At 66.5% G+C, this 15,174-nt stretch carries 11 protein-coding genes; 7 read left to right on the top strand and 4 right to left on the bottom strand.

Annotated features, from left to right (window positions below):
- Positions 1–3: 3 nt before the first annotated feature.
- The gene (locus KEG38_RS50345; protein WP_272428066.1) at positions 4–705 is read right to left on the bottom strand and encodes a Coq4 family protein; all 702 of its coding nucleotides are present in this window, start codon (positions 703–705) and stop codon (positions 4–6) included.
- A 170-nt stretch (positions 706–875) separates the two neighbouring features.
- On the opposite strand from KEG38_RS50345, the gene KEG38_RS50340 reads away from it, so the two are divergent.
- Together KEG38_RS50340 and KEG38_RS50335 are read left to right on the top strand one after the other, a co-directional pair.
- The gene (locus tag KEG38_RS50340; protein ID WP_272428065.1) at positions 876–1,571 is read left to right on the top strand and encodes a TetR/AcrR family transcriptional regulator; all 696 of its coding nucleotides are present in this window, start codon (positions 876–878) and stop codon (positions 1,569–1,571) included.
- Between the two features lie 94 nt (positions 1,572–1,665).
- Positions 1,666–7,629 carry an AAA family ATPase gene (locus KEG38_RS50335; protein WP_272428064.1) on the top strand — a complete coding sequence of 1,988 codons (5,964 nt, stop codon included), beginning with the start codon at positions 1,666–1,668 and terminating at the stop codon, positions 7,627–7,629.
- A 341-nt stretch (positions 7,630–7,970) separates the two neighbouring features.
- Here the strand turns inward: KEG38_RS50335 and KEG38_RS50330 are convergent, their stop codons facing one another.
- From KEG38_RS50330 to KEG38_RS50325, 3 genes are all read right to left on the bottom strand, one after another.
- Positions 7,971–10,145, bottom strand: a complete 2,175-nt coding sequence (locus KEG38_RS50330) for a response regulator (protein WP_272428063.1) — start codon at positions 10,143–10,145, stop codon at positions 7,971–7,973.
- 561 nt (positions 10,146–10,706) lie between these two features.
- Positions 10,707–10,853, bottom strand: a complete 147-nt coding sequence (locus tag KEG38_RS56290; RefSeq protein WP_372518244.1) for a methyltransferase domain-containing protein — start codon at positions 10,851–10,853, stop codon at positions 10,707–10,709.
- A gap of 4 nt (positions 10,854–10,857) precedes the next feature.
- Positions 10,858–11,541, bottom strand: coding sequence for a TetR/AcrR family transcriptional regulator (locus KEG38_RS50325; protein ID WP_272428062.1), 684 nt, complete (start codon positions 11,539–11,541; stop codon positions 10,858–10,860).
- A 208-nt stretch (positions 11,542–11,749) separates the two neighbouring features.
- Between KEG38_RS50325 and trhA the strand changes: the two genes are divergently transcribed.
- The 5 genes from trhA (at position 11,750) to KEG38_RS50300 (ending at position 14,909) form a co-directional block, all read left to right on the top strand.
- Complete coding sequence (gene trhA, locus KEG38_RS50320) at positions 11,750–12,430, top strand: PAQR family membrane homeostasis protein TrhA (protein ID WP_272428061.1); 681 nt, start codon at positions 11,750–11,752, stop codon at positions 12,428–12,430.
- Between the two features lie 8 nt (positions 12,431–12,438).
- A complete protein-coding gene (locus tag KEG38_RS50315; RefSeq protein WP_272428060.1) occupies positions 12,439–13,392 on the top strand; it encodes a lipase family alpha/beta hydrolase in 954 nt (317 codons plus the stop codon).
- Positions 13,389–13,682 (top strand): hypothetical protein, encoded by a 294-nt coding sequence (locus tag KEG38_RS50310; protein ID WP_272428059.1) that lies wholly within the window; start codon positions 13,389–13,391, stop codon positions 13,680–13,682. Before KEG38_RS50315 ends, KEG38_RS50310 begins: the two co-directional genes overlap by 4 nt.
- A 39-nt stretch (positions 13,683–13,721) precedes the next feature.
- Positions 13,722–13,862: a hypothetical protein gene (locus KEG38_RS50305; protein WP_272428058.1), complete on the top strand. Its 141-nt coding sequence runs from the start codon at positions 13,722–13,724 to the stop codon at positions 13,860–13,862.
- 258 nt (positions 13,863–14,120) lie between these two features.
- Complete coding sequence (locus KEG38_RS50300; protein WP_272428057.1) at positions 14,121–14,909, top strand: OmpA family protein; 789 nt, start codon at positions 14,121–14,123, stop codon at positions 14,907–14,909.
- Positions 14,910–15,174 lie beyond the last annotated feature (265 nt).

Genomic DNA, 15,174 nt, shown 5'->3' with positions numbered 1-15,174 from the left:
AGGTCAGTTCATCCGCTCCGCAGGGGCGCAGAGCCGCGCGCGCAGCGTGGCCACGGGGGTCTCCCAGTGGTCCTCGAACCTGAAGTCCAGGAAAGGAGCGGAAGCGTGGCCTCGCCGGTACGCGGCCCAGACGCGCTGCAGGTACGCGGATCGCCCGACGCCGGACTGTGGCGTTTTGAGGAGGAAGAGCGAGCCGTTGAGCAAGACGAACGCCGTTGTCCGGAGCCCGACGTTGCCCAGGCAATACGCTTGCAGCTCCATCTCGCCCACCACGTCCGTGCCGTAGCCCGTCAGCACGTGCAAGAGGTCATGGATCTCGCGGTAGCGCTTGGAGATGAATTCGATGTCGCTCTTGAGCTCGAGCGTCGTCTCGAAAGGAGAAATCTTGTTGTCGCGGAAGTAGCGCGCGAACGCATGGCCGAGCGTCCCCTCGGGCAGGCGCTCGAGGGCGGTGAGGTCCAGGTCCTTGCCCTGCAGAGAAGGCCGCTCGGACAGGATGCGGCGCCCCTCCTGGCTGCGACCGAGCTCCTCCACGAGCGATGCGAAGACATTGCCATTCAGGCTCAGGCTGAGCGTCTGGCCGGCGGTGGGATTCCCTGCGTCGTTCTTGAGCACCTCCAGGCATTGGCGCGCCACGCGCAGGCGGGTGAACAGGGAGGCGTTGTCGGGGAGAGACACGGGTTGGCTGACCTGACTTGCATTCATCGCAGCACACATCCTTTCGTCGAGCGAGACGCTCGCCGTGCTCATGCATGACATAAAGGCTACGAACTTTAGCCATAGTACCCGCCTGGAATTGGCGTCGCAACCAGAAGTTGCCTTTGGGTGAGGGGCAGGCAAGATCCGCTAGGATTCGATCCGGAAGAGGTCTGCCCATGCATCACGAGAGCACCCCCCCGCCCGCTCGTCGAAGCCGACGCACCGAAGGCACACGCGCCGGGGGACGCGCCGAGCGCGTGGTCGCGGCCGTGCTCTCCGCGACGCAAGAGGAGCTCGGGTGCGTGGGCTACGGCGCGCTACGCATGGAGGACGTCGCCGCGCGCTCGGGGGTCGCCAAGACGACCATCTACCGGCGCTGGCCGACCAAGGCGGAGCTCGTGGCGGCGTCCCTGCGCGCGGTGAACGCGGAGCAGGAGCCGCCGGACACGGGCACGCTGCGCGGGGATCTCCTGGCCGTGGTGATGGGGTCCGTGCGGACGTGCCAGACGAAAACGGGCCGGGGCATCGTGCGGATGCTTCAGACGGAGCTCGCGGATCCGGAGGTCGAGGCCCTTTCGAGGGGCCTGCGCGATCGAAACCGGCAGCGCAACAAGGCCCTGCTCGAGCGAGGCATCACGCGCGGCGAGCTGCCCGCGGACGTGAACACGGAGCTCATCCTCGATCTGATCTTCGGGGGGATCTATGGGCGCCTCATCCATCGCGGCGAGGACGTGAGCGAGGACTACGCCGCCGCGGCCATCGACACCGTGCTCGCAGGCGCCTGCGCGGGGGCGGCGCGCCTGCCGAAGGAGGTCGCCGGCAAGCGCGGGGACGACCACGGCTTCGTCGCGCAAAGGTTGCCCGAAAAGTAAAAACTCCCCAGAGACCGAGGGTCACATCCCGCCCCGCTCGATCTAGGATCGATGCGCTCGGACGGCAGCGCCTCTGGAAAGGCCACGAGGAAGTATGATGGACCTGCGGGATTACACGCTCGGAGAGGTCGTCTACGACGGGACCGAAACACGGGTCTGGCGCGCGGTCCATGTTCCCTCGGGGGCGCATGTGGCCATCAAGAGCCCGGTGGCCGTGGTGCCCAATCCGCGCGTCTTGGGGCGGCTGATCCACGAGCACCAGGCACTCATGCACCTCGCAGAGGTGCCCGGGGTGGCGCGCGCACGGGCGCTCGTGCAGCAGGGCGGCACGGTGGCGCTGGTGCTGGAGGATCCTGGCCTCGACTCGCTCGATCACCTGCTCGCCAAGCAGGGGCGCTTGCCGGTCGGGGCCGCGCTACGGCTCGGCAAGCTCCTGTCGCGGGTGCTCGAGGGGGTGCATGCCGCGGGCGTGATGCACAAGGACGTCAAGCCGCAAAACGTGCTGGTGGACGAGGCCTGCGAGAAGGTCACGCTGCTCGACTTCGGCATCGCCTCGCTCTTGTCGCAGGAGGCGACCGAGGCGAGCATCCCCGAAGCGCTGGAGGGGACGCTGGTGTATATCTCCCCAGAGCAGACGGGGCGCACGGCACGCGCGCTCGATACACGCACGGACCTGTATTCGCTGGGGGTGACGCTCTTCGAGGTGATGTCGGGGCGGCTGCCCTTCACGGAGCGTGATCCGCTCTCGCTGGTGCACGCGCACCTGGCCAAGGACCCGCGTCCGCTCGATTCCGTCGCGCCGGACGTGCCCAGGGCCGTGGCGGCCATCGTGGCGAAGCTTTTGGCGAAGGATCCCGAGCGGCGCTACCAGACGGCCCGCGGCGTGGCGGAGGATCTGGAGGAGGCGCTCCGGCAATGGAACGAGCGGGGCACGGTGGAGCCGTTCCGGCTGGGAAGAAAAGATTTTTCGCGAAAGCTCCGGATTCCGCAGACGCTGGTGGGGCGGGAGCGCGACGTCGAGCGGGTGGGCGAGTCCTTTGCGCGCGCCGCGCAGGGTACGACGGAGCTTTTGCTCGTCGGGGGTCCCTCGGGCATCGGCAAGACGGCGCTGGTGCGCACGGTCTACAGGGATATCGCGCAGGCAGGGCGCGGGCTCTTGATCGCGGGCAAGCACGATCAGCTCGCGCGGTCGACACCCTTCGCGGCATTGGCGCAAGCGTTCGGGGCGCTGATGCGTCAATGGCTTTCCAGCTCGGAGACGGTGCTCGAGGCCTGGAAGGAGCGAATTCGGCGCGAGGTCGGGGACAATGCGCGGCTCATCGCGGACGTGGTGCCGGAGCTCGACCTGGTCATGGGCAAGCTGCCACCGGTGCCGCCGGTGGAGGGCGACCAGGTGCTCAACCGGCAGAAGCTGACGTGGCTGAATTTCGTGCGAGCCGTCACGGCGCCGAACCCGCCGCTCGTGATGTTTTTGGACGACATGCAGTGGGCCGACAGCGCCACGCTGCTCATCCTGCAGACGCTGCTGACGGACGTGGAGCGAAAATCGCTGCTCGTGATCGCGGCGTACCGCGATAACGAGACGCCGCCCGAGCACCCGCTCTGGAAGCTCGTGGAGGCGGTGGAAAAGAGCGAGGCCAAGGTCTCACGAATGACGGTGGGCCCGCTGTCGGCAGAGCAGGTGCAAAAGTGGCTCGCGCGAACGCTGGAGAGCGAGCCTGTGCGGGTGTTGCCGCTTTCGCGCGTGCTTTCGCAAAAGACCCGCGGAAACCCCTTTTTCCTGGAGCAGCTCCTGCTCTCGCTGCACCGGCAGCAGCAGGTGGTGCGGGACCCGGAGAGCGGGGCGTGGCGCTGGGACCAGTCGTCGCTGGAGAGGGCGGGCGTCACCGATAACGTGGTGGCGCTCTTGACGGACAAGGTGCGCGAGATGCCCGAGCCGACGCAAAAGCTCCTCGGGCTCGCGGCCTGCGCAGGCCACACGTTCCACCTGCAGGACCTCACGCGGCTCACCGGGTGGGAGCGCGCCCCGGTGACGGCGGCGTTATGGCCAGCGCTGGATGCGGAGCTGGTGGTGCCGGTCGATGGCGCGTACCGCCCCGCGCAGGCGCTCGGAGGCATGGGCGATGTGTCGCTGGACGCGGCGTACCGATTCCTGCACGACCGCGTGCAGCAGGCGAGCTACGAGCGGATCTCGCCGGAGCAGCGGGTGCTCGCGCATCTGGAGATCGGCCGGCGGCTCCGGGCGCGTTATCGTGACGAGGGGGGTACGGCCCAGCAATTCCTGGAGCTCGTGCGGCATCTGAACCTGGGCTCTTCGCGGCTCGCATCCGCGGAGGAGCGCAAGGAGCTCGCGCGGCTGAACCTCGAGGGCGCGCGCACCGCGAAGGCGGCGAGCTCGTACCGATTGATGGCCAATCTGCTGGACAACGCGCAGGCGCTCCTCGGGGAGCGGGCCTGGGAGGAGGAGCGCGATCTGTCGGCGGAGATCGGGCTCACGCGCCTGGAAGCCGCCTATCTGCTCCGGGAGTTCGACGACGTCGAGGCGCGAGCGCTCGCCTTGCTGGACAGGCCTCTGCCGGAGGTGGCGTGGCTCTCGGCGCAGGAAATCCGCACGCGCTGCTGTGTCGCCACGGGTCAGTATGCGCGAGGAATTGGAATCGGAATCGCCGCCCTCGCAAAGCGGGGCATCACGTTCCCCGACACGGACGACGCGTGTCTGGCCGCACTCCTGCAAGAGTCCACGGAGCTGGATCAATGGCTCGAACGCAACCCGGACGGGTTCGATCGAATGCAGGCCGATCCGTCGCTTTCGCACCGGCTCATCGATGCCCTGATGACGCAGGCGCAGCTCTGCACGATCTACGGCGGCCGGCCGATGTTGTATTCGCTCATCATCGCCCGCATCGTGTCCGAGGCGATACGGCGGGACGCGCTCACGCCTGCCGCCACGTTCATGATCTGCAGCTTTGCCAATGTGTGGTCGGTGGCGACGGGCATGTACCGCCGTGTCATGCGATGGCTCACGCCCGGGGTGCGCGCCGCAGAACGTGTGGGCTCCCCGATGCTCCCCGAATGCCTCGCGCTCAAGGGGATTTACCTGGCCCACACGAGGCCCGTCGATGAAGCACCGCCCGTCTATGAGCAAGGCATCACGGCCGGCTTGAAGATCGGGTCCTTTCAAGGCACGAGCTGGGGGATCTTGTCCGAATTGGCTTACTACCGGGTGTGGCGTGGTCTGCCGCTCGGCCAGGTCGATGCGCAGCAAAAAGCTCGCTGGGATCTGGTGCAGCGCGCAGGGGACGCCGTCGGGCGACACCACTTCGAGCTGGTCGCGTCGTTTTGCGAAGTGCTCATGTCTCCGGACGGAGCCAAGAACCTCCTCGAGGAGGAGCCATTGCCACGAGGTTCGCGCTCCCTCCTGGCCGATGGAGACAAGTTCACCGGAGGGGTCGCTCGGACCCTGGAAGGGTATCTGTTCTGTGCGGTCGGCAAGTGGGAGCAGGCGTTGTCGAGGATGCGGGAGGCGGAGCAATTCCAGGCAGACATCCTCGGGATGCCACCCGTGACGGACATCGCGCTCTTTCTCGCGCTCGCAGCGGCGAAGTGCTGGCCCGACGCCGCCACGAGCGAGGAACAGGCGCGGCTCGGGCAGCACATCGAGCACAGCCTCACGCGATTGCGCTATTTCACCGAAGGCTGCGAAGAGAACTTCCTCCACAAGCTGCGCCTCGTCGAGGCCGAATACGCCCGCGTCCTCGGCAAAACCAAGGAGGCAGCGGACAAATACGACGAGGCCATCGAGCTCAGCCGCGAGCACCGCTTTCTGCACATCGAGGCCCTGTCCGCCCAGCTCGCCGCCGAGTTTCGCCTTTCGATGGGCAAGACCCACATCGGGGCGATGTACCTGCGCGAGGCTCGTGATGCCTACGCGCGCTGGGGCGCTTATGCCGTGGTCGCCCACCTGGGCGCGAGGTATCCGGCCGTGCTCAAGGTGTCCATGCTCGAGCCTGCCTCCGAGCGCACGACCATGACGGCGACGACCACAACCACGGGTGAAGCCACGAACGCGAATTTCGACGTAAAAACCGCGGTGCGCGCGGCGCAGGCGCTGTCGGGCGAGCTCGACCCGGGGCGCGTGGTGGGCCGACTGATGGAGCTCACCCTGGAGAACGCGGGGGCGCAACGCGGCGCCCTGGTGCTCAGCGAAGGGGATGCGCTCTCCGTCGTTGCGCGGTTATCGGTGGAAGGGGCCCGCATCGAGACGGGGCTGTCGGAGCCTCTCGGGCAGAGTCACGACGTGCCAGTGGCGGTAGTGAAATATGCAGCCCGCACAGGCGAGCCGGTGGTGACGGGCGATGCGAGGTCCGAGGCGCGCTTCGCCGGCGACCCGTACCTCACATCGCACGCGGTCCTCTCGCTGCTGGCGTTGCCCTTGACGCATCGGGGCCACGTGGTGGGCGTGCTGTACCTCGAGCACCGCGACGTGCCGTCGGCCTTCCCTCCCGCACGCGTGGAGCTCTTGTCGGTGCTCGCCTCGCAGGCAGCAATCGCCGTCGAGAACGCCGTGTTGTACCGGGACTTGGAGGTCAAAATCCAGGAGCGCACGGCGCAGCTACAGATCGCCAAGGAGGCGGCCGACCGCGCCAATCGAGCGAAGAGCGATTTCCTCTCGAGCATGAGCCACGAGCTACGCACGCCACTCAATGGCATCCTGGGGTACGCTCAATTCCTCATGCGAGCGCCCGAGCTCTCGCCAAAGAGCCGCGAAGGGGTGCAAATCGTGAAGAAGTCGGGCGAGCACCTGCTTTCGTTGCTGAACGATCTCCTAGACCTGGCGAAGATCGAGGCCGGCAAGATGGAGCTCGTCCCCCTGAAGTTCGACTTTCCCTCCTTCGTGCGCACCATCGTGGACCTCTGCCGTGTGCGCACCGAACCAAGGGGCATCGCCTTCACCTACGAGGTGCGGGGCCCAGCGCTCGCCGCCGTGCACGCCGACGAAAAGCGCTTGACGCAGGTGCTCCTGAACCTGCTCGGCAACGCCATCAAGTTCACCGAGCGCGGCGCAGTCACCCTGCTCGTCGACGTGCTGACCGAGGGCGGAAGTGGTACGCGCGAGGTGCGCTTCCGAATCGAGGACACGGGCCCTGGCATCGCCCCAGAGCACCTCGCGCGCATCTTCGACCCCTTCGAGCAGGTGGGCGACCAGAAGGCAAAGAGCGAAGGGACCGGGCTCGGCCTTGCCATCACCAAGAGGCTCATCGAGCAGATGGGCGGAACCATTCACGTCGAGAGCGAGCTAGGCAAAGGGAGCGCATTCACAGTGACGCTCACGCTGACCGAGGCGCTCCCTCCCGCGGCCGTCGACGAGGCCCCGGGGTGGGACACAATCACCGGGTATCGCGGCGAGCGCCGCAAGATCCTCGTCGTGGACGACAACCCCGGCAACCGCGCCTTGTTCTGCGATCTGCTCGTCCCCATCGGCTTCGACGTCATCCAGGCCGACGGCGGCGAATCCGCGCTGCGGCTGGCCCTGGAGCACAAGCCGGCGCTGATCCTGATGGACCTGGCCATGCCAGGCCTCGACGGCTACGAGACCACGCGCCGCCTGCGGCAGATGCCCGAGCTCGACGGAGTGGTCATCCTGGCCTCGTCAGCGAACGTGACCGCCGCCGAACAGCCGAAGGGCGCCCACACCGGCTGGGACGATTTCTTGCCCAAGCCCGTGCAGGCCAGCGTGCTCTTCGAAAAAATCGCGCGATTCCTCGGCGTGGAATGGACGCATGAACCAGTGAAAGCCGCAGCCCCCACGGCGGAGCAGGATGGCGCGCTGGTGCCGCCCTCGGCCGAGCAGCTATCGCTGCTCTCGCGGCTGGTGGCGTCGGGTCGTATCCGGAACGTGCTGGCGGAAGCGGAGCGAATGCAACAAAACGAGCCGCGACTCGGCCCCTGGCTCAAGCAGTTCCAGACGCTAGCATTGACCTACCAGATACGGAAGCTGCAGGAGTTCGTCGAGGAGTATGCCGCGGTAGGCCAGGCAGCGGCGAGCGAGAGCACCTGACGAGGTCTCATCTGGAGGCGCTGAGCTGGGGCGTTGCCCCAGGCCCCACCAGGGGCTATCCGCCCCTGGACCCGGACCAGCGCAAGCGCTGGACCCGGGGTCGATGAACTGCGCAATGCGCAGTTCATCGAACAGGCCGCAGTCAAGACCAGCGAAGGCCCTGCCAAGCAAGACCGCCGTGACTGGCAACGCCGTTCCTGGTCTTGCCACCGGCCTGTGGGAAGAACTGCGCATCGCGCAGTTCTTCCCCCTGAGGTCCAGGGCTTGCCCTGGTTCGGGTCGAGGGGCGAACAGCCCCCGCGGGGTCCGGGGCAGCGCCCCGGCGCAACGGCCCGTCGTGGCTACACGGACCGGACGCGGCCATCGGGGCTCGTCTCGACCCCACCATGGTTTCGCCCGGCCAAACTTGCCACGTGCGCCACCAGCTCCGACGGCTTCACTGGCTTGGCCAGATGCATCTGGTAGCCGGCCAAAAGCGCCCGCGCGCGGTCCTCGGCGCGCGCGAATGCGGTCAATGCCAGCGCTGGCACGCTCCCCCCACGCTCCCGGGGCAACTGCCGTACCTTCTGGATCAGCTCGTACCCGCCCTCTTGCGGCATGCCGATGTCGCTCACCAGAACCGTCGGCTGGTCTCGGATCAGCTCTGCCAGAGCCTCCACGACGGAGCCTGCCGTCCGCACCTCCGCATGACACTCCACCAGGATCCGCAGGAGTAGCTCTCGCGTGTCCGGCTCGTCGTCCACCACCAGCACCCGCACCCCCGTCAAATTCAGAAGCTCCCCGCCACGGTGCGACAAGGGCCGGCGCTGCGGCATCGAGAGAGGCCGTTCTCCGACCAAAACCTCGGCATGCTTGGCCTCCAGCGGCAGCCTCACCGTGAAGCTCGCCCCCTGGTCCTTCCCTGCGCTCTGCGCCTCCACCGTCCCCCCGTGCAGCTCGACCAGGTGCTGCACGATCGAAAGCCCCAGACCCAGCCCGCCATGCTCGCGCGTGGTTGAAGCGTCTTCTTGCCGGAATTGCTCGAATACGTACGGCAAAAAATTCGGATCGATGCCGATCCCCGTATCGCTCACCGCGAGATGCGCATACGAGCCCTCGCGACGCAGCGATACCTTTACCTGCCCGCCCTGCGGCGTGAACTTCATCGAGTTGCTGAGCAGGTTCCACACGATCTGCTGGAGACGATTCGGGTCCCCCATGACCAGTTCTCCGGCCGACGCGATGTTGAGCTCCAGGCGGATTCCCTTCGTCTTCGCCGCCGGCTCCGCCGATACCAACATCGTTTCGAGCATCTCGGCCAGATCGACCACCTCCATCTCGAGGCTCAGCCGCCCGCTGATGATACGCGACATGTCCAGGAGGTCGTCGATGAGCTTGGCTTGCGTCCGTGCGTTTCGCTCGATTGTCCCGAGCCCCCGGCGCTGGATCTCGTCCGAGGGACCGCGGGTGAGGAGCAACTGCGACCAGCCGAGGATCGCGGTGAGCGGCGTCCGCAGCTCATGGCTCAAAAGCGCCAGGAACTCATCCTTCAGCCGCCCGGTACGCTCGAGCTCCGCGCGCGCCGCCTGTTCGCGGGAGAGCAGCCTCTCCCGCTCCGCCGCCGTCCGCGTTCGCTCGCTGATGTCCGTGGAAATCCCGCAAACCGCATACGTCCGGCCCGACTCGTCGAACAGCGGGCACTTGATCGAGATGTACGTGTGGACCCCATCGTCCTGGGGCACGATCTCTTCCCTCTCCAGGACCTTCCCGGCCGCTGCCACCCGCAGGTCGAAAGCGCGAAATGCGTCGGCATACTCCGTGGTGAACAAGTCATAGTCGGTCTTGCCGAGGAGCGACTGCTCGGTCACATGAAATAATTCTTTGAAACGGCGATTGACCATCAAATAGCGGCCTTCGAGGTCCTTGACGTAGAGGACCGCCGTGGAGTTGTCGGCGATGGCCTGGAGCAGATGCTGGCTCTCGCGCAAAGCATCTTCCGCGCGCCTTCGCTCGGCATTCTCCGCCTTGAGAGCCGCGTTCGAGGTCGCCAACTCGGCCGTGCGCTCTCGCACCCGTTGTTCCAGCTCCTGATGGGCATGCTGCAGCTGCGCGTTCTTCGCTTCCAGCTCTTTTTGTGCCTCGCGTAAGCTCAGGTGCGTCCGGATCCGCGCGAGCACCTCGTCAATCTCGAATGGTTTGGTGATGTAATCGACGCCCCCTGCCTCGAACCCCTCGAGCTTGTTTGCCGCTTCTCCGAGACAGGTCATGAATATCACCGGGATGTCTCGGGTGCCTTCCGCCGCTTTCAGGCGCCGGCACGTCTCGAAGCCGTCGATCCCAGGCATCACCACGTCCAGCAGAATCAGGTCGGGTTTCATGAGGCGAGCCCGCTTCAAGGCGTCTTCCGCGTCCTGTGCGACGAGCGCCTGATGACCTGCGGATTCCAGATGATCCACGAGCACGGCCAGGTTGATGGGCATGTCATCCACGATGAGGATCGTGCCCTCACGAACACCGGGCGCCGGGGCTCTGCTCATGATCGCTGACCGCCCCAGGTGCGCCGCGCACCGCGACCCGGCATCCCCTTCCACGCGAACCCCTGGGCCAGCCGGCCCGAAAAAAGCCAACGCCGCCCGTTCGCCGCGCCAAGGCGCCACCCGGCGGATTTCCCGCGTGTCAAAAGCCGAGGCTCGCTCGCACGCAACATCCTCTGTCTCTGCTGCGCCCGGGAGTCCATTCGTATAGGAACCTCGCTACTCGCTATCCAACTGCTCGATCCTGGGACCTTCGCGAGGCGGCGTCAATTCCAAACCGCGACCCCCTCGTGGGCAGGAGCCCTCGTCTGGCCGGGCGTACGTCTGTCTGTCCGACCTACGGCCGTGCTCACGCGCCTGGCCCGCGCCTGTTAAGCCGAACGAGGACGGCTGCGCTCGACATGGACAGGGACGGCCTCCCGGACGACGAGGACAAGTGCCCGAAGCAGCCATCATGATAGGCGTCGCCGCAGCTTGTAAATAGGGTGGGTCGACGCCCCCTGCTGCATGTCGTGATAGACCTTCGAGCCCGGCGTGCCCAGAAAGTTCCCCAGGGATTCGGCGTCATTGCTGCGCGCGAAGGCGTCGAAATGTGCCGTGCCAATCTCGTCGCACCACGTCGAACGCGCTGTCGGCGAAGGGCAACCTCTCGGCGTCCCCCTCGACGAACCGCGTGTTCGGGAAGCGGTGGGTCCGCTGGTTGAAGGCCACGCAATCAACGCGGTCGATTTCGGATGCTCGTCGGGCGCTTGGGAAGGTGACGGAGGCCCATCCACGCGAGGGCCGCGATGTGCGTGGCGACCTCCTCAATCGGGGGCTTGCGGGCCGTCGTCCACCACTGGCCCACGAACGTCACCATGCCGACGAGGGCATGGCCGTAGATGGGCGCCGCGCGAGCGTCGTAGCCGCCGGCTTTGAAAGAAGCCGTGAAGACCTCGCTGACCCGCACGCCCAGGTCGCTGAGTAGCGATAACATCCCGCCGCCCGCGGCGGGGGCGTCGTGGGCGAGGATCGCGAAACCATCGGGGTGATCCTTGACGTAGGTGAGGAAGGCGAGGGCCCCCTGCTCGAGTCGCTCGCGCGGTTCACCTTGAGCGATCGCCTCGGAGATCCTCCGGACCACATAGTCCATCTCGCGGTCGACCACGACCGCGTAGAGCCCTTCTTTCCCACCGAAGTGCTCGTAGATGACGGGCTTGGAGACCTTGGCGCGTTCGGCGATCTCCTCGACCGAAGTGGCCTCGTAACCGCGTCGTGCAAAGACAAACCGACCCGCGTCGATGATGGAGGCGCGGCGGGCCGAAGCTGAAAGGCGGGGCGCTCGGGGCGGCATCGCGCCGAGTTTAGCCTCGCGGGTGTCGACATGCCGGCCGTTGTGACGGACTCTCACCGTAGCCATGATTCCTTCTACCTACGGTCGAGTAGGTTTCATGGCCCACGCGGCCGGTCTCGCGCGCCTTCCCGCAGACGATCGCCCCTGGGAAGCTTGGTCATGTTTCGGTCAGGATCGCGAACGGCGCGACGGGCCGTTTGACCTGCTACCCTACTCGATCGTATCTACGTTTCCGTAGGTAAGCGCGCCGTCGCTGACCTCGAGAAGGCCTCCCATGAACGACGACCTGCATGCACCGCTTGCGAACGGCTTCGAACCGCACTCCGAGAAGCCCAAGCTCCGGGGCGTCCTTCATCAGTGGGCGGCGCTCGTCGCGTTCGTCGCGGGTGTGGCGCTCGTATGCATCACCGCCGAGATCCGCCGTTCGGTGGCTGCCGCAGTCTACAGCCTCAGCCTGCTCACCCTCTTCACGGTCAGCGCGACGTACCACCGGATCAACTGGGGCCCGAAGGCGCGCCTGCGCATGCGTCGCCTCGATCACGCGGCCATCTTCGTGCTCATTGCTGGCACGTACACGCCCATCGCCCTGATTGCCCTGGGCCCAGGAGACGGGACGAGGCTTTGCACGCTGGCATGGGCGTGCGCCGCCGTGGGCATCGTCAAGTCGATCTTCTGGTCGGGCTCGCCGAAATGGGTGACCGCTGCCGTGGCCGTCGTCGCCGGCTGGTGCATCGTTCCGTTTCTGAGCGCCGTGGGGCGCGCGCTCGACCTCACGCAGCTCTTCCTGATCTTCGGCGGAGGCGCCTTCTACACCCTCGGCGCCCTTGCCTACGCATCGAAGCGCCCGAACCCCGTCGTCGGCGTCTTCGGCTACCACGAGGTGTTTCACGCCTGCACCGTCGTCGCCGCCGCGATGCATTTCACGGCCGTCGCGACGATCGTTCGAGGGGCGTGACGGCCGCCATGCGAAAGAACGTGGAGCTCTTGATCGGGGTGCTGAATGGTGCCGTCGGCGACTATTTGCACCGCACGGGCAATGGCCTCGCCACGCCGATGACGTTCGTACACGGAGAAAAACCCCTCCGTGCCACGCGCCGCGCGCTCCTCGATGCCTACCCCCACGCGACGGCCCGCATTGCCGTGCTCGTGCACGGCTTGATGAGCGTCGAGAGCATCTGGCAGATGCCCGACGGCGAGACGTACGGCTCGCTCCTCGCCCGCGACCTGGGATTCACGCCCGTGTTCGTCCGCTACAACAGCGGGCTGCACGTTTCCGACAACGGCGAGGCGCTCGACGCGCTGTTCGAGCGGCTGGTCGACGAATACCCCGTCCCTGTCGAGGAGATCTTGCTCATGGGCCACAGCATGGGCGGCCTCGTCTTGCGCAGCGCGACCCACGTCGCGAGCGAGAAAGGACGGCGCTGGTTGCCCCTCGCCACGCGCGCCTTCTACATCGGCACGCCCCACCTCGGCGCCCCGCTCGAACGCATCGGCAACGTGGTCTCCTGGACGCTGCAAAAGGTCGGCAATCCGGTCGCGACGCTGATCGCCGACATCCTCAATCTGCGCAGCAGCGGCGTGAAGGATTTGCGCTTCGCCAACCTGCGGCGCGAGGACTGGGAGGGCGCGGACGAAGGCGCGCTCTTGCAGAACCGCCGCCACCCCGTGCCGCTTCTGCCGCACATCCGTCACCACCTCATCGCGGGTACGCTGTCCAAGGATCCGCGCCTCGGCCTGCTCTTCGGCGACGCGCTGGTCGCGGTGGCGAGCGCGACGGGCCGGGCAGAGCCCAGACACCGTTGCTCTCCCTTCCCCCAGGAGCACGTGCGGATCATGGCGGGAATGGATCACCTCCGCATCGCCGCGGACCCGGACGTCTACACGCAGATTCGCGCGTGGTGCGAGGAGACAACATGATGGAACGATGGCGAGGCGCGAAGGCGCTCGTAGCGGACACGATCGACCAGGGCTCGCGCGCCGTGGAGCGATTGCAGAAAGAGACGGCCCGAAGGCCGCTCGACCTGCTCGCGCGCATCCCGCCCCTCGAGGTGCCCGCGAAGGGAATCCTCGAGATCCATCACCTTCTGGTGTCGAACACCCACGCAATGATCCGGCTCGTCAATCGCGTCGTCGCCGACACCCTGGACGTCGTGATCGACATGGTGGACAAACGCAACGAGCACGCCTCCCGCTCGGCGAGCCAGTGACCAGGCCGTCATCCATGAGGGTGACCACGGGGCGTCGAGATGCTGCTCGACGGCGGGCGTGTCGCGGCCGCGGGCAAACGTGAGGTCGAGAACGACAACTGCACGGAGCACGAACCGAACGCCTTCGCCGTGGCCGGAGCGCTCGCCTCGACATCGGGCTTGACACAGCGGCTTTCGTGATGTGCGGGGGCGCCGGCGCAGCACCTCGCACCGTGACAGCTCGTGACGAGACCTGCGCACCTTCCGTCCCGAACACGCATTCCATGTTCCGGGACAACTGGACTTTTATGCTGGTGCGCCTCCTTCCGCATGAAGTTCGTCTTCAAAGCACTGGATTCTGCCCGCGAGGTTTGCGAGTCTCCCTTGCAGACACCCCTTCGTCGGGGCCTCGCGGCTCCGATCGATTTCTGCCTCGCAAGAGGCACGGAGACCTTGCTCATGAATCGACGCCTCCTCGTGACTCCGCTCATTCTGGCCTCTCTCGTCGCCGGCTGCGGCCATTCCGAGGACGAGTGGAGGGCTCAGCTCGACAAGTACAATCAGCTCCAGGACCAGAGCGCTAGCAAGCAGGCCGAGCTGGAGAAAGAGCTCGCCGCGGCCAAGCAGCGCGTCGCCGACCTCGAGAAGCAACTGCAGGACGCCGGCGCGGACGTGAAGAAGATGAGCTCGACGCTCGAGGATCAGGAGAAGGCGCTCGCCGAGTACAAGGCGCGCGCGAAGCAACTCGAAGCCATCAAGGCGCGCTTCGACCTCCTGCGCAAGAAGCTCGACGAGCTGACCAAGCTCGGGCTCGCGGTCAGCATCCGCCGCAACCGCATGGTGATCTCGCTCCCGGGCGACGTGCTCTTCGATACCGGCAAGGTCGAGCTGAAGAAGGAAGGCGAGGACATCCTCAAGAAGGTCGCCGGGGTCATCAAGAACGACCGCTCCCTGGCCGATCGTGATTATCAGGTCGCTGGTCACACCGATAACCAGCCCCTCAACGGCGGCACGTACCAGGACAACTGGGGCCTGTCGCTGATGCGCGCCCGCTCGGTGTTGATCTTCCTGGTGGGCAAGGGCGGAGCGCTGCCGCGGTCGCACTGGAGCGCGGCAGGGTTCGCGGACACGGATCCGGTGGCCAACAACGGGACGAAGGACGGTCAGCAGAAAAACCGGCGCTGCGATCTGATCGTGGTACCGGACGTGGACGAGATGATCGACCTCACGAAGCTGACGAAGGAATGAGGGGATGTAGGAGGGGCGTGACGCGGTCCTGAGCATCGCCTCCGCCCCTCCGACCGCCTCCGCATCCGCTCCTTGCGCCCGTATCGACCTCGGGCGCTGCGCTGGGGCTTTGCCCCAGACCCCACCGGGGCTGTCCGCCCCTGGACCCGGACCAGCGCAAGCGCTGGACCCGGGGTCGATGAACTGCGCGATGCGCAGTTCATCGAACAGGCCGAGTCAAGACCAACGACGACCCTGCCAGCCAAGACAGCAGCGCTGACGTCTC

It is taken from the genome of Polyangium jinanense, assembly GCF_028435265.1.
Lineage (GTDB): Bacteria > Myxococcota_A > Polyangia > Polyangiales > Polyangiaceae > Polyangium > Polyangium jinanense.
This window is presented reverse-complemented; position numbering and strand designations above follow the sequence as displayed.